Annotated in this window: 13 protein-coding genes; 8 read left to right on the top strand and 5 right to left on the bottom strand. The window is 67.1% G+C overall.

Annotation, left to right across the window (positions count from 1 at the left end; all coding sequences use genetic code 11):
* The first annotated feature begins 21 nt into the window (after positions 1–21).
* A complete protein-coding gene (gene yicI / locus ACIA49_RS34600) occupies positions 22–2,244 on the top strand; it encodes an alpha-xylosidase (protein ID WP_396382323.1) in 2,223 nt (740 codons plus the stop codon).
* On the opposite strand, the gene ACIA49_RS34595 is transcribed toward yicI, so the two are convergent.
* Both ACIA49_RS34595 and ACIA49_RS34590 read right to left on the bottom strand, forming a co-directional pair.
* On the bottom strand, positions 2,237–5,035 hold the full coding sequence (locus ACIA49_RS34595) for a glycoside hydrolase family 3 C-terminal domain-containing protein (protein WP_396382322.1): 2,799 nt from the start codon (positions 5,033–5,035) through the stop codon (positions 2,237–2,239). The genes yicI and ACIA49_RS34595 overlap by 8 nt on opposite strands.
* A 186-nt stretch (positions 5,036–5,221) precedes the next feature.
* A complete protein-coding gene (locus tag ACIA49_RS34590) occupies positions 5,222–6,412 on the bottom strand; it encodes an ROK family protein (protein WP_396382321.1) in 1,191 nt (396 codons plus the stop codon).
* A 159-nt stretch (positions 6,413–6,571) separates the two neighbouring features.
* Between ACIA49_RS34590 and ACIA49_RS34585 the strand changes: the two genes are divergently transcribed.
* The 5 genes from ACIA49_RS34585 to ACIA49_RS34565 are packed head-to-tail and all read left to right on the top strand — an operon-like array spanning position 6,572 to position 14,276.
* A complete protein-coding gene (locus tag ACIA49_RS34585; protein WP_396382320.1) occupies positions 6,572–8,239 on the top strand; it encodes an extracellular solute-binding protein in 1,668 nt (555 codons plus the stop codon).
* Entirely contained in the window at positions 8,223–9,170 is a 948-nt protein-coding gene (locus ACIA49_RS34580) for an ABC transporter permease (RefSeq protein WP_396382318.1), read from the top strand. The genes ACIA49_RS34585 and ACIA49_RS34580 overlap by 17 nt, the downstream gene beginning before the upstream one ends.
* Positions 9,167–10,129: a carbohydrate ABC transporter permease gene (locus ACIA49_RS34575; RefSeq protein ID WP_396382317.1), complete on the top strand. Its 963-nt coding sequence runs from the start codon at positions 9,167–9,169 to the stop codon at positions 10,127–10,129. Before ACIA49_RS34580 ends, ACIA49_RS34575 begins: the two co-directional genes overlap by 4 nt.
* A gap of 8 nt (positions 10,130–10,137) precedes the next feature.
* Complete coding sequence (locus ACIA49_RS34570; protein ID WP_396382316.1) at positions 10,138–12,324, top strand: carbohydrate-binding protein; 2,187 nt, start codon at positions 10,138–10,140, stop codon at positions 12,322–12,324.
* A complete protein-coding gene (locus tag ACIA49_RS34565) occupies positions 12,321–14,276 on the top strand; it encodes a beta-galactosidase (RefSeq protein WP_396382315.1) in 1,956 nt (651 codons plus the stop codon). Before ACIA49_RS34570 ends, ACIA49_RS34565 begins: the two co-directional genes overlap by 4 nt.
* Here ACIA49_RS34565 and ACIA49_RS34560 read toward each other — a convergent pair.
* A complete protein-coding gene (locus ACIA49_RS34560) occupies positions 14,249–15,277 on the bottom strand; it encodes a LacI family DNA-binding transcriptional regulator (protein ID WP_396382313.1) in 1,029 nt (342 codons plus the stop codon). The two genes, ACIA49_RS34565 and ACIA49_RS34560, sit on opposite strands and share 28 nt — an antisense overlap.
* A 295-nt stretch (positions 15,278–15,572) precedes the next feature.
* On the opposite strand from ACIA49_RS34560, the gene ACIA49_RS34555 reads away from it, so the two are divergent.
* Entirely contained in the window at positions 15,573–16,286 is a 714-nt protein-coding gene (locus ACIA49_RS34555) for a hypothetical protein (RefSeq protein ID WP_396382312.1), read from the top strand.
* Positions 16,287–16,345: 59 nt separating this feature from the next.
* Here ACIA49_RS34555 and ACIA49_RS34550 read toward each other — a convergent pair whose 3' ends face one another.
* Positions 16,346–17,113 (bottom strand): GAF and ANTAR domain-containing protein, encoded by a 768-nt coding sequence (locus tag ACIA49_RS34550; RefSeq protein WP_396382310.1) that lies wholly within the window; start codon positions 17,111–17,113, stop codon positions 16,346–16,348.
* Positions 17,114–17,203: 90 nt separating this feature from the next.
* Between ACIA49_RS34550 and ACIA49_RS34545 the strand changes: the two genes are divergently transcribed.
* Positions 17,204–17,626, top strand: a complete 423-nt coding sequence (locus ACIA49_RS34545) for a hypothetical protein (RefSeq protein WP_396382309.1) — start codon at positions 17,204–17,206, stop codon at positions 17,624–17,626.
* 89 nt (positions 17,627–17,715) lie between these two features.
* Here the strand turns inward: ACIA49_RS34545 and ACIA49_RS34540 are convergent, their stop codons facing one another.
* On the bottom strand, positions 17,716–17,952 hold the full coding sequence (locus ACIA49_RS34540) for a hypothetical protein (RefSeq protein ID WP_396382308.1): 237 nt from the start codon (positions 17,950–17,952) through the stop codon (positions 17,716–17,718).
* Positions 17,953–17,955 lie beyond the last annotated feature (3 nt).

Here is a 17,955-nt window from a genome sequence, read left to right as displayed (position 1 = left end):
AATCCGACGGGAAGGCCGCTGATGAAGTTCACCGATGGTTACTGGCAGTTGCGGCCCGGAGTGAGCCGACTGTCTCCCGCCGGTGTCGAGAGTGTGGAGACAGGGGAGCGTTCACTGACCGCTTTCGCGCCCGCACGGCGCATCGACCGCCGGGGCGACACGCTGAACCAGCCGCTGTTCACGGTGACCCTCGACGCGCCCGCGGAGGGTGTGATCGGAGTCCTGATCGTGCACCACGCCGGCGGTGTCCCGGCCCGGCCGGCCTTCGAGTTGCAGACCGACGACCTGCACCCGGTCAAGGTCGAGGTGGACGGCACGACCGCACGACTCACCAGCGGAGACCTGACCGCCGTACTGGCGCTCGACGGGCCGTGGGACCTTCGTTTCGAGGACGGACAGGGTGAGCTGACCGGCTCCGGTGCGAGAAGCATCGGGCTGATCACCGACGCGGACGGCCGGCAGTTCCTGCACGAGCAGCTGGCGCTGGGCGTGGGGGAGAGCATCTACGGACTCGGTGAACGATTCGGCCCGTTGGTGAAGAACGGCCAGGTCGTCGACATCTGGAACGCCGACGGCGGTACGTCCAGCGAGCAGGCGTACAAGAACGTGCCGTTCTACACGAGCAGCCGAGGGTACGGCGTACTCGTGGACACTCCGGCGCACGTGTCGTTCGAGGTCGGCTCGGAGGTCGTGTCGCGCAACCAGTTCAGCGTCGAAGGCCAAGAACTGCGGTACCTCGTCTTCGCCGGCCCGACGCCGAAAGACGTCCTGCGCCGCTACACGGGCCTGAGCGGCCGACCGGCACGGGTGCCGGCCTGGTCGATGGGGTTGTGGTTGTCGACGTCGTTCACCACCGACTACAACGAGCCCACGGTCGCGTCGTTCGTCGACGGGATGGCCGAGCGGGATCTGCCGTTGAGCGTCTTCCACTTCGACTGCTTCTGGATGCGGCAGTTCCACTGGTGCGATTTCGTCTGGGACCCGATCGCCTTCCCGGATCCGGCCGGGATGGTCCAGCGGCTCAAGGAGCGCGGCCTGCGGGTGAGCTTGTGGATCAATCCCTACATCGCCCAGCGGTCGGTGCTGTTCGAGGAGGGACGCGAGCACGGCTACCTGCTCAAGCGCCCTGACGGTTCGGTCTGGCAGTGGGACAAATGGCAGGCCGGTATGGCGATCGTGGACTTCACGAATCCGGTCGCGACGGCCTGGTTCCGTTCGAAGCTGCAGGCACTCATCGATCTCGGAGTGGACTGTTTCAAGACCGACTTCGGTGAGCGGATCCCGACGGACGTCAGCTGGTACGACGGTTCCGATCCGGAGCGCATGCACAACTACTACCCGCACCTCTACAACCAAGCTGTCTTCGACCTGCTGCGGGAGAACCGTGGCGACGGTGAGGCTGTCCTGTTCGCCCGGTCCGCCACGGCCGGCGGTCAGCAGTTCCCGGTTCATTGGGGCGGTGACTGCGAGTCGACGTTCGAGGCGATGGCCGAGTCACTGCGCGGCGGCCTGTCGCTGGCGTCGTCCGGCTTCGGCTACTGGAGCCACGACATCGGTGGATTCGAAGGGACGCCAGACCCTGCGGTCTTCAAGCGCTGGGTGCCGTTCGGCTTGCTGTCCTCGCACTCACGCCTGCACGGCTCGGGTTCGTACCGGGTGCCGTGGGCCTTCGACGACGAGGCGGTGGCAGTCCTGCGCCGCTTCACCCAACTCAAGCTGTCACTGATGCCGTACCTCGCGGAGGTCGCCGAACAAGCGCATCAGTCCGGTACGCCGATGATGCGGCCGATGGTGCTGGAGTTCCCGGATGATCCCGCCGTCAGCCACCTCGATCGCCAGTACATGCTCGGCCCCGACATCCTCGTCGCGCCGGTGCTGAGCGCCGCCGGCGCGGTGACGTTCTACCTGCCAGAGGGGCGATGGACGAGCCTGCTCGACGGTACGGCGGTCAGCGGGGCGAGGTGGTTCACCCAGCAGCACGGCTTCGATACCTTGCCGGTCTACGTGCGCGAAGGTGCGATCCTGCCGATCGGTGCGGTCGACGACCGTCCGGAGTACGAGTGGGCCGACGGCGTCGAGCTGCGCTGGTACCAGCCGACGGACGGGGACGTCCGCCGGATCCGGTTGCCGCGGCCCGGCGGCGGTACCGCGGCTGTGGTGGAGCTGACCCTGACCGACGGCCGGCCGGTGGCCACAGTTGCTGAAGGCAACTGCGACCACTTCACCGTCAACGTCGTCAGCTGAAGGTCAGCTCCCGCAGGAATACCCCGGCTTCGGAGAACACGACGTACAGCGTGTGCACGCCGGAGCCGGGGACCAGCGAGGTAGTGAGTTGCGTCCAGCTGTGCCGATGACCGGTCGGGTGGATCTCAACGCTGCCCAGGACCGGACCGTGGTACGGGTCGTCGAGCCGGAGCTCGATCGTTGCCGGCTTGGAGAGTCCGCTAGCTACAGAGACCTGGCATGCCGAAAGGCTGTTGCCGAAATCGGTATCTGCGAACGCAAGCCACGCCCCTGGGTGCTCCGACCGTACGGCGTCGCCGTGGCTGGGCCCGGCATCGGACAGCGTGACACCGCTGTACTCGTCGAACGACGCCGCCGGTAGGGGAGCGGCCAAGCCGCGGTCCGGGATCGGATCACCCAGGACGTCGATCGGCGCACTGAGCCGGATGTCGGTGCAGGACCGTCCGATCAGGATGCTGTGCCGGGCCGGCTCGATCCAGTACTGATCCGTCGTCACGTCCCAGATCGCGAGGTCGGCGACCGGGACCGCCAGCTTGGCCTGCGCCGACTCGCCAGGAGCGAGGTCGAGGTGGCAGACAGCGCGGAGACGGCGCAACGGTTGCTTGATGCGTGAGTTCTGCTGATGGGTGTACAGCTGAACGACTTCATGCCCTGGCCGGAGGCCGGTGTTGGTCACCGTGCAGGTCACGTGCACCAAACCGTCCTTGGCGACCGCGGGCGAGTCGACCTCCAGATCGCCGTACGCGAAGGTGGTGTAGCTGAGTCCGTGGCCGAAGGGGTAGAGGGGGCTGCCACGGAAGTACTGGTACGTGGCGTCACTGGTGATGATGTCGTAGTCGAGGAGATCGGGCAGATCCGCCTCGGACCGGTACCACGTCTGCGGCAGCCGGCCGGCGGGATCGACGACTCCGAACAACACGTCGGCGAGCGCGTGGCCGTACTCCTGGCCGCCGTGCGCCGACCAGACGACCGCGGGCAGGTCGCGATCGGCCCACCCGACCGAGAACGGGTAGCTGCTCGACATCACCAGGACCGTCCGGGCGTTCCCGGCCTGGACGGCGCGAACCAACCGCTCCTGTCCGGCCGGCAGTTCCAGACTGATCCGGTCCTCGGTCTCACGCCCGTTCACCAACGGGTGGTTGCCGACGACAACCACTGCGACGTCGGCGCGAGCAGCAGCCGCGGCAGCCAGTACGGCGCCGTCCGCGACTCGGGTGAAGTCGAACACGAAAGGCTCATCCGCCGTGACGTCGATCCGCCCGTCGTCGTGTGCCGTGACGTACCGACCGCTGGTGTGATGCCGAAGCAGGCACTTGCCCTCCTCGACCAGAATGAGTTCGAAGGTCTCGTTGACCACCCAGCTGTTGGGGCCGGGGTGATCGGCGCGCAGGGTGCCGTCGTCGGTCACCGTCAGGTAGCGCCCGGTTCGGACTGAGCGCAGGGTGCAGACGCCACCACCCCAATCGAACAGGTCGAATCCAGCGCTCGATCTGGCCACGCCGACGACACCGTCCGCAGTTGCTTCGAGCGACATCCCCGCCGTACCGATCTGCACTCGATCAGCACCTTCGCAGTACTCGACCGCGTCGGGGCCGAGGCGCTCGGTCAGCGCCTGCACGGCCGTCACCTGATAGGGCAGCGTGCCCGAATACCAGTCCTCCTGGAGGGTGTCGGCCAACGGCCCGAGCACCGCGATCCGCCGTACGTCGGTCTGTAGTGGCAGGAGGTCTTCGTTCTTGAGGAGAACGAAGGACTGCCGAGCCGCCTGCCGGGCCAGGTCCCGATGGGCCTGACACCCGACGATGTCCGGTTCTGTCGCGGAGTCTCCAGCCGGGTCGAACTCGCCGAGCCGGAACCGGAGCGTCAACGCGCGTGCGGCCGCGCGATCGACGTCCTGCTGAGTGATCAGGCCACGTTCCAGCGCCTCTTCGAGGAGCCGCGTGCTCGGACCGGCGTCGTTGTCGTCCTGGGTGAAGCTGTCGACCCCCGCGCGGAGTGCGGCGGCGTAGGCGATCGCTCCGTCAGCGCAGTATTCCTGAAGGCCGAAGAGGTTCGCCGGTGCGCCCGCATCGCTGACCACCAGCACGTCCTGATCGGACCAGCCCCGCAGGACGTCGTTGATCAGCGGACTCAGGTGCGCCGGCCGGCCGTTGACAAGGTTGTACGACGGCATCACGGCCACCGCCGCACCGGCCCGCAGTGGCGCTTCGAAGGCCGGCAACTCGTACTCCCGCAGAACCCGGGCGGGCATGCTGCTCGAGGTCGTGCAGCGATCGGTTTCGTTGTTGTAGGCAAGGAAATGCTTGAGGGTCGGTGCCGTCCGCAACGGTCCGGAACCGTCGCCGGCCAGTCCGGAGCCGAACGCGATCGCGAGCTCACCAGTCAGCCAGGGATCCTCGCTGTAGCCCTCCTCGTTGCGGCCCCAGCGGGGATCCCGCAGCGGGTTCACGACGGGCGCCCAGACGTTCAGCCCGACGGCGGCCGGATCCTTGGCGTGAAAGGCACGCACCTCGGAGCCGACCGCGACGCCGACCGCGTGCAGCAGCTCGGTGTTCCAGCTGGTCGCAAGGCCGACGGCCTGCGGGAAGACAGTGGCCGGGCCGAGCCAGGCGACCCCGTGCAAAGCCTCCGTCCCGGTCCGGAAGGGGCCCACTCCCAGGCGCGGAACGGCCGCCTGATGCTGATGGAGAAGCCCGAGCTTCTCGGCCGGTTCAAGGCGGGCCAGCAGGTCGGCGACCCGGTCGGCCACGGGGCGCTGCGGATCGCGGAACACGTCGTCTGGCTGGGTCATCGGTTGTCGTCTCCGGGCGTTCGGTGGCTGCCGACGGCGGTCGGAACAGTGCGTTCCGACGAGCGTCGAAGCGCTTCGACAGTTCTGGAAGGGTCGCACTCCACGGCGGCCCGGTCAAGATCCGGGCGGCGGTCGAGGCGAAAGCCTGGAGCGAAGCGACCTGTCAAGCACGCTTTCGCGGGTGGATCAGCCGGGGATGCGGCCGGCGTCGAGCTGGTCGAGGGACCTGGCCACGGCGCCGATCGCGGTGATGTCGTGTCCGAAGGTCGACAGTTCGACCGTGCAGCCGCCGGCCTGCGGTGCCAGCGCCTGCTCGGCCAGTTCCCTCTGGACCGCGGGCAGCAGCCAGTCGCCGAGGGTCGCGTAGTAGCCGCCGAGCACGATCAAGGCGGGATTGAGAACGTTCGCCAGCATCGCCACCCCCTGACCCAGCCAGCTGCCGGTCTCGAGGAGTGCCTTCACCGTCTCGCTGTCACCGGCACCGGCCCGGGTCACGATCTGCTCGACCGCGAGCTGGAGGTCATCGAGATCCGAGTCGTCGTGCAGTCGGCGTACCAGGGCGGGGATGCCGGCCATCGCCTCCAGGCAGCCCCGGCGACCGCAACCGCAGAGCGGTCCGTCCGGCGCGACCCGCAGATGGCCGACCTCGCCGACGTACCCGAGGTTGCCCTGCAAGGCACGGCCGTCGACGATGACTCCGGCCCCGAGGCCGGTGTCTCCGGAGATCTGGATCAGGTTGTTCGTGCCTGCGAACGGGCCATAGCGATACTCGGCCAGCGCGCTGAGGTTCGCGTCGTTGTCGACGGCTACGGGGAACGTGGGCTTGTTCAATGCGTCCAGCAGCCGTGGCTTCAGGGCGTAGTCGCGCCAGCCGAGACCGGCAGCCAGTACGACGGTGCCGTCGCGATCGACGAGTCCGGGAACTCCGACGGTCAGTCCGAGGATCTGCCGGCCGGTTGCCTCGACCGCCGCGATCGCCCGGCGGGCCAGCGCGCTCGTCGCGGTGAGGGTCTTGTCCGGCCCTGCGCCACGTCCCGGGCCTGATCGGTGCCAGCGCAGGATCTGGTCACCGGCGAGGTCGTAGGCGATCGCGGTCAGGCCGCGGGCACTGATCTCCATCCCGATCGCGGCATACGCCGACCCGTCGAGCTCGAGCAGCGTGGCCGGTCGGCCGACCCGGTTCTGGGTCTGCTCGGTCTCGCGGATCAGCCGACGGTCGATCAGGTCGCCGACGATGTTGGTGATGGTCGCCTTGTTCAGGCCGGTGCCACCGGCGATGGCGGCGCGCGAGCAGGGGGCGTTGGCCCGCAGGAACCCCAGGACCGCGGACAGGTTGGTGGCGCGGACATCGCTGTAGTCGGCGGTGAGTGAGCTCAACGTGTGTCCGTTCGGAGTCGAGGGGCGGTGGTTCGCCGGTCTGGGTGGTCTTCAGTCTGGCATCTTGTGGCGGCCCGGCGCATCGTTTAGTTTGTTTGGCGTCAAGCCAAACTAACTGTAGCTCGGAACGTCCGTCGTTCCCAGTAGAAGGGACTCACTGTGACCGGAACTGGAAGCAGCGGACCGAACCGCCGGAGTTTTCTCGCCCTCGTCGGAGCCGGTACGGCGGCAGTCGCCGGCGGCGCGTCCTTGACCGCCTGCTCGAACGGCGGTGGTGGTTCGACCACGGCCGGGCATGCTGAGTCCACCGACAAGCTGACCGGACTCCTGCCGAAGTACACCGCCTATGAAGGGGTGAAGCCCGATCTGCCGGGTGCGGGTGGTGCTGCCCCCGGATTCACGAAGTACCCGACCCAGCTCACGCGAGCGGTGGCCGAAGCACCGGTGAAGAGCGGCAAGGAGGTCACGGCGATGACCCCGCTGTGGGCCCCGGCCCCGCCCGGACTGGGCAGCAACTCCTACTACGCCGCCAACAACGAGCGGATCGGCGCACCGGTCCGGTTCAACATCGTCAACGGTATCGACTACGGTGACAAGCTCGGTCCGCTCCTTGCTGCGGGCAACATTCCGGAGCTGCTCTGCATCCCGGGCTGGAACATCGGCGGGCTGACGCGCTTCGGCCAGGCCGTGGACAAGCTGTTCGAGGACCTGACCCCACACCTTGCTGGTGACAAGGTTTCGCCGTACCCGATGCTCGCGAACCTGCCGACGTCGGCGTGGGCGTACGCGGTGTGGAACAACCAGCTCAAGGCAGTTCCGTTCCCGTCCGACGGGATCCCGTGGCTGCTGTATTACCGCAAGGACCTGCTGGACAAGGTGGGTGCGCAGCCGCCGAAGACGATCGCGGAGCTCGAGGCCCTGGGCAAGCAGCTGACCGATGCCAAACGCAAGCAGTGGGCGTTCGGCTCGATCGCCGACGAGGTCCAGCGCGCGTACGGCGTACCCGGAAACTGGCGCAAGGACTCCAGCGGCAAGCTGATCAACAAGATCGAGACCCCGGAGTTCGAGGAGGCCGTGGCCTTCATCCGGAAGACGTTCCAGAACGGCTGGGTGCACCCCGAGGTGGTCGCGAACGCGAGCGCCGACCAGAAGCCGCTGTTCGAAGGCGGTCAGGTCCTGATCCGTCAGGACGGCACCGGGACCTGGGGCGAGACGCTGCAACGCCAGCAGGCCGTCAACCCGTCGTTCAAGATGGACGCGGTGCTGCCGTTCGCCCACGACGGCGGGACGCCGATCATCTGGTCCGGTGACCCCGCCGGCATCTTCACCTTCGTCAAGAAGGGGCTCCCCGCCGACCGCATCGCGGAGCTGCTGGGCGTGCTGAACTACACCGCGGCGCCGTTCGGTACCGAGGAGAACCAGCTCTACAACTACGGTGTCGAGGGCAAGCACTACACCCGGCAGCCGTCCGGTGCGCCGAAGCTGACCCCGCTGGGCCAGAAGGAGATCGCGCCCACCTACATCTTCCTCGGTGGCCGCCCGCTGGCGATCACGACGAGTGAGTACCCCGGCTATGTCGAGTCGATGAGCGCCTTGCAGAACGCGATCGCGAAGGTCCGTGAGAAGAACCTCTTCGAGGGGATCCGGGTCGAGCAGCCGGCCAAGTTCGCCGCGCTGGCCCAGCCGTTCGACGACAAACTGCAGGACATCTATCGTGGCCGGCGGCCGATGAGCGACCTGAAGGTCGCGATCAAGGAGTGGCAGACCAAGGGCGGCGACGCCGGTCGCGACTTCTATGCGAAGGTGCTCAGTGACAACGGTCGCTGAGTCCCGCCGCCACAGGTCCGGCGCCAACTGGCGGCAGCGCTTCCGCCGGGACTGGCCGTTGCTCCTGATGGTGTCGCCCGTGATCGTGCTGCTCGGGGTCTTCCACTACTTCCCGACGCTGGGCAACGTGATCGCGTTCCAGGACTATTCGCCGTACGCCGGGATCCGGGGCAGCGAGTGGATCGGGTTCGGCAACTTCGCCCGGTTGTTCAGCGAGCCGGAGTTCTGGTCGGCGCTGCTCAACACGTTGACCATCACCGGGTTCCAGCTGGTGTTCTTCTTCCCGATCCCGATCTTCCTGGCGCTGTTGCTGAACAGCGTGCTCTCGGTGCGGGTGCGGACGATGATCCAGGGCGTGGCGTACCTGCCGCACTTCTTCTCCTGGGTGCTGGTCGTCTCGCTGTTCCAGCAGATGCTGGGCGGCTCGGGCCTGCTCGCCCAGACCTTGCGCACGCACGGGCACGGTGCGTTCGACCTGATGACCAACCCCGACACCTTCCTGCTGCTGGTCACCTCGCAAGCGGTCTGGAAGGACGCGGGGTGGGGCATGATCGTCTTCCTCGCCGCGCTCAGCACCATCAATCCGGCGCTGTACGAAGCGGCGGCCGCCGATGGCGCGAACCGCTGGCGGCGGCTGTGGCACATCACGCTGCCCGGCCTGCGCCCGGTGATCGTGCTGTTGCTGATCCTCCGATTGGGGGACGCGCTGTCCGTCGGCTTCGAGCAGTTCATCCTGCAGCGGGCTGCTGTCGGTGCCGAGGTGTCGGAGGTGCTGGACACCTATGTCTACTACCAGGGCCTGCTCGTCGGCGACTTCGGGTACGGCGCTGCTGCCGGACTGTTCAAGGGAGTCGTGGGGCTCGTGCTGATCCTGGTCGCCAATCGATTCGCCCACATGATGGGTGAGCAGGGGGTGTATTCGCGGTCATGACGTCTCCTCATCTGACGCTGCCCGCCCGGCTGATGCGGCGCCGGGCGGCCGTCGAGAACGATCGCCCGGCCTGGGAGGAGCCGCCGTCGGTTCCCGGCCGGATCAGCAAGGGCGTGATCCTCGGACTGGTCGTGCTGGCCGTGACTTTCCCCTTGTACGTCGTGGTTGTGACCAGCCTGTCGAGTACCGAAGCGGTCACCCGGGCCGGCGGTCTGGTGGTCGTCCCACGTGAACTGACCCTGTCGGCGTACGTCCAGTTGCTGTCCGGGGGAGTGGTCACCAAGGCCCTGGTGGTCAGCGTTGGGATCACCGTGGTGGGGACTCTGTTCAGCCTGGCGATCACCGTGCTGTCGGCGTACGGGCTGTCGCGGCCGGGATCGTTGCTTCATCGCCCTTTGTTGTTCGTGGTGCTGCTGACGTTCCTGTTCGGGCCGGGCATCATCCCCAGCTACCTGCTCGTGAGTTCGTTCGGTCTGATCGACAGTTATGCCTCGCTGATCCTTCCGACGGCGATCTCGGCGTTCAACCTGATCGTGATGCGCTCGTTCTTCATGGGCATCCCCGGCGAGCTGATCGACAGTGCCCGGGTGGACGGTGCCAGTGAGTTCGGCATTCTGACCCGGATCGTGATGCCGCTGTCCAAGGCCGTGGTGGCCGTCGTCGGTCTGTTCTACGCGGTCAGCTACTGGAACGCGTTCTTCAACGCTTTGCTCTATCTGAACGACAACAACAAGTGGCCGCTGCAGCTCGTGCTGCGGACCTACATCGTGCAGGCCCAGCAGTTGCCGTCCGGGGCCGGCGGGATCGCGGCGTCGCCGGGGATGAACCTGGCGCCCGCACCGACGCTGGCGATCAAGATGGCGATCGTCGTGATCGCCGTCGTACCGGTGCTGCTGGCCTATCCGTTCATCCAGCGGCACTTCACCAAGGGCGTCATCATCGGCGCGGTCAAGGGGTGATCAGAACCATGGATCTGAAGCGAAGGAACTTCCTGGCGCTGAGCGCTGGAGCTGCAGCCGTTGCCGCGACCTCTACTCAGCCCGCCGCTGCCAGCCAACGCGAGCGGTATCGCTGGCGCAACGTCGAGATCGTCGGCGGTGGGTTCGTCACGGGCATCGTCCATCACCCCAGGCAGCGCGGCCTGGTCTACCTACGCACCGACATCGGCGGCGCGGCCCGGCTGGACCAGCGCACCCAGCGCTGGGTCCAGCTGCTGAACTGGGTCAGCCTCGAGGAGTGGAGCCTCACCGGGGTCGAGAGCCTGGCCCTCGATCCGGCGGATCCGCGGCGGTTGTATCTCGCGGTCGGGACCTATACCAACGAGTGGTCCCCGATCAACGGGGCGATCCTGCGGTCGAGCGATCAGGGCCGGACGTTCGAACGCACGGATCTGCCGTTCAAACTCGGTGGCAACGAGCCCGGACGCTCGATGGGCGAGCGGCTCGCGGTGGATCCGCGCGACGGTCGTGTCCTGTACTTCGGAACCCGCAACCAAGGCTTGTGGCGCAGCACCGATCGCGGCGTCACGTGGGCCCGCGTCGACAGCTTCCCCAGCACCGGTACGGCGGGGATCGGGCTCGGCTTCGTCCTCTTCGATCCACGCAGTGCTCGCCGTGGGCGGCCGACTCCGACGCTCTACGTGGGTGTGTCCGATCCAGCGGCGCCGCTGTACCGCAGTGATGACGCGGGCCTTACCTGGCAGCCGATCGCCGGACAGCCGACCGGTCTGATGCCGCACCATGGTGAGCTCGGCCCGGATGGCTGTCTCTACGTGACCTACGGAGACTTGCCGGGTCCGTACGAGATGTACGACGGCGCCGTCCACAAACTCGATACCAAGACCGGGGTGTGGACCGACATCACGCCGCTGCGGCCTAACACCGGCGGTGAGGCCGGATTCGGGTACGCCGGTCTCTCCCTCGATCCGCGCCGACCTGGTGTGGTCATGGTGTCGACGATGAGTCGGTGGGGACCGGTCGACGACGTCTTCCGCTCGATCGACGGCGGCGCGACGTGGCACTCGATTGCCGAGCACCTCGAGCTGGACGTGTCCGGAGCGCCGTACCTGCTGTTCCATGGGGAGAAAGCCAAGCTGGGCTGGATGATCGGTGACATCTCGATCGACCCGTTCGACTCGGACAAGGTCATGTACGTGACCGGGGCAACGGTGTTCGGTACCGACGACGTGACGAACGCCGAGCGTGGGCGTAGTACGCATTGGTCAGTGCGGGCTCAAGGGCTCGAGGAGACTGCGGTGCTGGACCTGATCAGCCCGCCGTGGGGACCGCCGTTGATCAGTGCGCTTGGCGACATCGGTGTCTACCGGCACGACCGGCTGGACGTCGTACCGGCTGATGGTCAGGCGGCGAACCCGGTCAGCGGTACGTCACCGAGTCTTGACTACGCCGCTCGGACGCCGGGTTTCGTTGTCCGACTGGCGAATGCCGGGCCGGGGGAGCGGGGTGCGATCTCGGTGGACGCGGGCAAGACGTGGGCGCCGTTCCCTGGAGAGCCCGCGGGGCTGACGCAGACCGGGAAGGTTGCCGTCAGCACCGATGCGCGCACGCTGCTCTGGGTCCCGGGGGATATCGTTCCGCACTTCTCCCGGGACCGGGGCGCTACCTGGTCGCCGGTGGAAGGGCTGCCGAAGGACGTTGCGGTGGTCGCCGACCGCGTCGACCCAGCCTCGTTCTACGCGGTCGTTGCCGCGACCGGAACGGCGTACCGGAGTGTTGACGGTGGGCGGACTTTCGTGCCGACGGCAACGGGTTTGGTGTTGTCGCAGGCCAAGCTGGAGACCGTTCTGGATCGAGCCGGGCACTGCTGGCTCGCGGGCGGGAGCGGTGGTCTGTATCGCTCAACCGACGGCGGTCTGACCTTCACTCGGTTGACCGCGGTCGACGAGGCCCTGACCATCGGGTTCGGCAAGGCTCGACCGGGTTGCTCACACATGGCGGCGTACACGTCGGCGAAGGTAGCCGGGAAGTCGGGGATCTACCGGTCCGACGACGGCGGTGGTAGCTGGATCCGGGTCAATGACGACCAGCACCAGTACGCGTCGACCAACGACGCGATCACGGGTGATCCGCGCGTGTACGGCCGGGTCTACGTGTCCACGAACGGACTTGGGATTCCTTACGGAGAGCTGTGGTGACGAGGACGTTGTACTTCGGCGGCGACTACAACCCCGAGCAGTGGTCGCCCGAGACCTGGAAGGAGGACGCCGACCTGATGCAGTGGGCCGGGGTGAACCTGGTCACGGTCGGTGTCTTTTCCTGGTCGAATCTCGAACCTCGTCCTGGACAGTACGAGTTCGGCTGGCTCGACACCGTGCTGGACCTGCTCGCCGAGCACGGTGTCGGTGTGGACCTGGCGACGCCGACCGCATCGCCACCACCCTGGTTCAGCCTGAAGCACCCGGAGGCCCTCACGGTCACGGCGTCCGGGACGAGGCTGACTCATGGCAGCCGTGACACGTACTGTGTCTGTTCGCCGGCCTACCGCGAGGCGGCCGCGCGGATCTGCGGCGTGCTCGCCGACCGGTACGCCGATCATCCGGCGCTGGCGATGTGGCACGTCCACAACGAGTACGGCACGATGTGTTTCTGCGACCAGGCCGCCGCTGCTTTCCGGACCTGGCTCGTGCGCCGGTACGGCGGCCTGGACGCGCTCAACGCCGCGTGGACGACATCGTTCTGGAGCCAGCGGTACTCCGATTGGGCCGAGGTGATGCCGCCCCGCGCGACGCAGTACCTGGTCAATCCCGCCCAGCACGTCGACTATCGGCGGTTCTGGTCGGACGAGCTGCTCGCGGCCTTCAAGGAACAGCAGACGATCCTTCGGGCGGCGAACCGCGACGTACCGATCACGACGAACTTCGTCTTCGGTGGTTGGGTGCCGGTCGATCACAGCCAGTGGGCCGATGTCGTCGATCTCGTTGCCATCGACAACTACCCGTCCGGGAGCGGTCTGGAACCCGAAGAGCAGACCGCCTTCGCGGCGGACCAGGCCAGGGGATGGGCGCGGCGCGGTGAGTGGCTGCTGATGGAGCAGGCTCCTGGCGCCATCGGCGACGGAACGCGTCTGCGCACCAAGGAGCAGGGCCGGATGACCCGGATGAGTCTGTCGCACGTTGCCCGAGGATCGCGCGGTGCGCTGTTCTTCCAGTGGCGGGCGTCAGCCGGTGGGGCCGAGCAGTTCCATCCCGGCATGGTCCCGCACGCCGGCAAGGAGTCCCGGCGCTTCCTGGAAGCCTGCGAACTCGGCAGTCTCCTGGGACAGTTGGGCGAGGTGAGCGGCAGTGAGGTCGAGGCTGAGGTCGCCGTGCTCTGGGACAGCGCGGCCTGGTGGGCGATGCAGGGGACACACCTCCCGTCGTCAGACCTCGATTACCTGGAGGCAGTTCGCTCAGCGCACCGGCAGTTCTGGCACGCCGGGATCGGGACCGACGTCATTCATCCAGGGGCGGACCTGACGCCGTACCGGCTGGTCGTCGTTCCTTCGCTGTATTTGGTCGATCCTGCTCATGCGGCCGCGCTGCGGGAATACGTCGCGGCCGGCGGGCAGGTACTGGTGACCTATTTCAGTGGAATTGTGGACCCGAACTGCCGGGTTTTTCTCGACGGCTACCCGGGTGCATTCCGCGACCTGCTCGGAATCCGGGTCGAGGAGTTCTATCCGGTCGCCGAGACCGAACTCGTCGACGCCGGAAAAGGGCGATGGTGGAGCGAACAGGTCGATCCGGAGGGCGCGGAAGTGGTGGACGTCTATGCCACCGGGCCGCTGGCCGGGGAGCCGGCGATCACTCGGAACTCCTTCGGCGGCGGAGTGGCCTGGTACGTCTCGACACAGCTCGCGGACCCTGGGTACCGGCTGCTCGTCGAGACGGTCTGCCAGGGAGCCGGCATCGCGGTGCCTCACCTGCCGGACGGTGTCGAGATGGTTCGCCGACGGCGGGCTGAGACGACGTGGACCTTCCTGCTGAACCATGGCGCCGCCGCGGCCACGATCGAGATCTCGGGGCACGATCTTGTGAGTGGTCGGCCCGTCGAGGGCGCCTTGATGCTGCAGCCGGGAGGTCAGGCGGTGGTGGAGGGACCCGGCTGAGGCGCGGGGCCGCTGCTCGATCGCGCGGTAAGGACGGCGGGGACGAGCGTTCCCGCCGGCGGCGCGAGTCCATCGAGCTTGCTGATCAGAAGCTCGACTGCTTGCTGCCCGATCTCGTCGGCCGGAATCGCGACCGACGAGAGCTTCGGGCGCTGAGCCTCCGCGACGTCGTCGGCGCAGATGGCCAGGACCGACATGTCCTCCGGGACGCGTCGGCCGAGGCTGCGCAGGACATCGAGCAGCGGGCCGATGATCGGCTCGTTCTGAACCACCAGGCCGGTCAGGTCGGGCTCTTCGCGCAGGAGTTGCTCGACCGTCGCCAGGACCGCCTCATGGGTGGCCTCGCACGGCGTCTCCACGCCGTGGATGCCCCTGCGGTCGATGCCCGCGCGGAATCCCTCCCGGGTGCGGTGGGCGAATCCGGTCTGCCGTTCGTACACGGCCGACGGCGTCCCGAGCAGGGCGATCTGCTGGTGACCGAGGTCGGCGAGGTGGTCGACGCAGAGCTCCGCGGCCCGGACGAAGTCGAGGTCGATGCAGGTGAGACCCTCGGCATCCAGCGGGAACCCGATCAGGATCGACGGCAGATCAAGCGCGCGCAGCAGCGGCACCCGCTCGTCGTACAGCTCGATGTCCATCACGACGACCGCGTCGACGAGGGCGCTCTGCTGGACTCGCTCGAGGCCGGTCGCGCCTTCGTCGGCGGTCAGCAACAGGACGTCGTGGTCGTACCTGCGGGCTGTCGTCACGACCGCGGTCGCGAACTGCATCATCACCGGTACGTGCATCCCGGCGCGCAGGGGGATGACGAGAGCCAGCACGTTGGAGCGGTTCGAGGCCAGGGCCCGGGCGCTCGCGTTCGGGCGGTAGCCGAGGGCGTCGACGCTCGCGTGCACGCGCTGGCGTGTCTCGGGAGAGATGGAGCGCTTCCCGCTGAGAACATAGGACACGGTGCTGGCGGCCACGCCCGCGTGCTGAGCGACGTCGGCGATGGTCACCATGGCCCTACCTCCGGGATGACTTAGGCAGTCGAAGCGCTTCGACGATACCACTGTGGTGATTTCCCCGGGCCGCGTCAAGAGTTCGCTCGCCGAGATATTGACCCGGTACTGCGCGCATTGCATAGTGATGGCGATCGCCGGGAAATGCATCCCGGTGCATCTGTCGAATTCGAATCGAATTCGACATGATTGATCCCTGGAGTCGGTGACGGGTCCCTCCCGTCTTTTTTTCGAAGCAATATCGAAGCGCTTCGATTCCTGTCGCCGACGCCCACTCCGAGAAGGGAACACGATGATGAAGAACAGGCTTCGGCCTTCATTGACTCCGGCAAAGGCAGTCGTGGCGCTGGTGACGCTACTGGCCGCTCTGCTCGCCACCGCGCTGCCGGCCAACGCCGCCGCGTGGTCGTCGAGCGACAAGTTCGGCAGCTGGTCGAACGGTGGATACACGGTCCGCAACGATGTCTGGGGCGGCGGTGCAGGGGCCCAGTCCATCTGGGCGAACTCCTACAGCAACTGGGGCGTCTGGGCCGACCATCCGAACACCGGCGGCGTGAAGGCCTACCCCCACTCGGCCCGCAACGTCGGCAAGCGGATCAGCTCGCTCGGCAGCCTGACAAGCAACTTCAACGTGTCCAGGCCGGGCAGTGGCGCCTATACCAGCGCCTACGACATCTGGGCCGACGGATCCACCTACGAAATCATGCTCTGGATGAACAAGCAGGGCGCTGTGGGTCCGATCGGCTCTCGCCAGACCTCGACCTCGGTCGGCGGTCACAGCTGGGACGTCTACAAGGGCTCGAACGGCTCCAACGCGGTCTTCTCGTTCGTCCGGACCAGCAACACCAACTCGGGCTCGGTCGACATCAAGGCCGTCCTCAACTGGATCCGCAGCCAAGGCTGGATGGGTGACGCGACTGTCGCCGAGGTCCAGTTCGGCTTCGAGATCACCTCGTCCAGCGGTGGCCTCAACTTCACCAGCAACAGCTACTCGGTCAACTACTCCTGACCCCGACCCTGGCGAGGCGCTGCCGGCTGGCGGCGCCTCGTCGCTGTTCGGCCCAGGGACTAGCGGTGGAGTGGCAGTTTGCGGGTGTCGATCAGTTCTTGGGCGACGTCGCGGAGTTTGCGGTTGTTGTCCTGGGAGTAGCGCTTGAGGATGGCGAAGGCGCGGTCACCGTCGACGTCGAAGCGCTCCATCAAGATGCCCATCGCCTGGCCGACCAGCTTGCGGGCGTCCACCGCGGCGGCCATGTGGGTCTCGTTGCGCGCGGTGACGACGGCGACCAAGGCATGCCGGGCGAGGATGTGCGCGATCGCCTCGTCGTCGGCACCGAATCCGTCCCGATGGATCGAGTAGAGACCGAGAGCGCCGACGATCTCGCTTCCGGTGGTCAGCGGGACGTCGAGGACACTTCGTACGCCGAGTCTGGCCACCGTGGCCGCCCATTCGGGCCAGCGGTCGTCGGTGGCGGTGTCGGCGACGTACACGGTCGAGTGGTCGCGCAGGGACTCGGTCAACGGACCCGCCCCACCGGCGACCTGATGCCGGAAGATCTCGGCCACGACCGGATGCGTGACCGCGGGAATCTCCAGCTTCCGGCCACGATTCGACGCCAGCGCGACGCCTGCGTGTGAGCAGTTCAGCGCCTGCAGCGCGAACTCGACGACCGCCTCGATGGTCTCCTCCACGCCACCGGTCCGGTGCAGATCCACCGCGAGCTGGGCGAACTGCTCCGCCGACGCCACCTCACGTGGCCGGATCTGCGTCACGTCCGCCAGTCCGGAGCTGTACCGCTCGGTGTGCCGCACGCTGGGGAGGGCATCTGTACTCATATCGTCAAGGTAACTTGACGACGAGGATGCGTCAAGGTAGCTTGACGATGTCAAGTGACATTCATCAGACGTCAAGATAGGTTGACGACCATGGGTGACGCGACGCAGCCTCCGGCGCCGACAGACAACAGGGGCCTTGAGGAGCTGCTCGATGTACTGCGAGTCAGCGATCAGCGCGCGAACTACGAACGCCGCATCGCCCACGACGAGCACGCTGGACACTCCGTCCAGGTTCTGGTGAAAGCCCTCGGCGACCTACCCGGCGTCACCGGACTCGAAGCGCTGCGCGCCAGCCGCCGCGTGGTGGAACTCCTCACCGGCGCCCGCTGGCACATGATCCGCCAAGCCCGCGAGGAAGGCTCCAGTTGGAGCCAGGTCGGCACCGCCCTCGGCGTCAGCAAACAAGCCGCCTACGACTTCTACCAACGCAACCTCGACCAGCAAGACGCTTCGCCCGACGAGAACAGCACCCCCCGCTCCCGAGCGGCCCAGGGCCCCAAGCCCACCGACTGACGGAGCTCCGGCCCAATGATGCGGCTGAGCCTGACTTACCGGCCGCTGCACAGTCCGGGATGGAGACTGGCCGCGGCCGGCGTCCGGGGTCAGTTCCACCAGTAGAAGTAGTAGCCACCACCCCGGTAGTAGATCTCGCCAACGATGTAGTTCTTCACGAACCCGTAGTCGTACCACTGCCTGACGCAGGCGTCGTACACGTAGCCGCACGACACCTCGCCTTCCGACTGGGTTCCAACGGGCTGTGCCGATGCTGCGGTCATCCCGCCGCCGGTCACCGCCGCCACGATTCCGGCCACCGCGATCGCTCGTCCGATACGTCTCATCGT

Source organism: Kribbella sp. NPDC051587, from assembly GCF_044453945.1.
Classification (GTDB): Bacteria; Actinomycetota; Actinomycetes; order Propionibacteriales; family Kribbellaceae; genus Kribbella.
The sequence above is the reverse complement of the archived record's forward strand: the minus strand, read 5'-3'. Positions and strand labels throughout refer to the sequence as shown.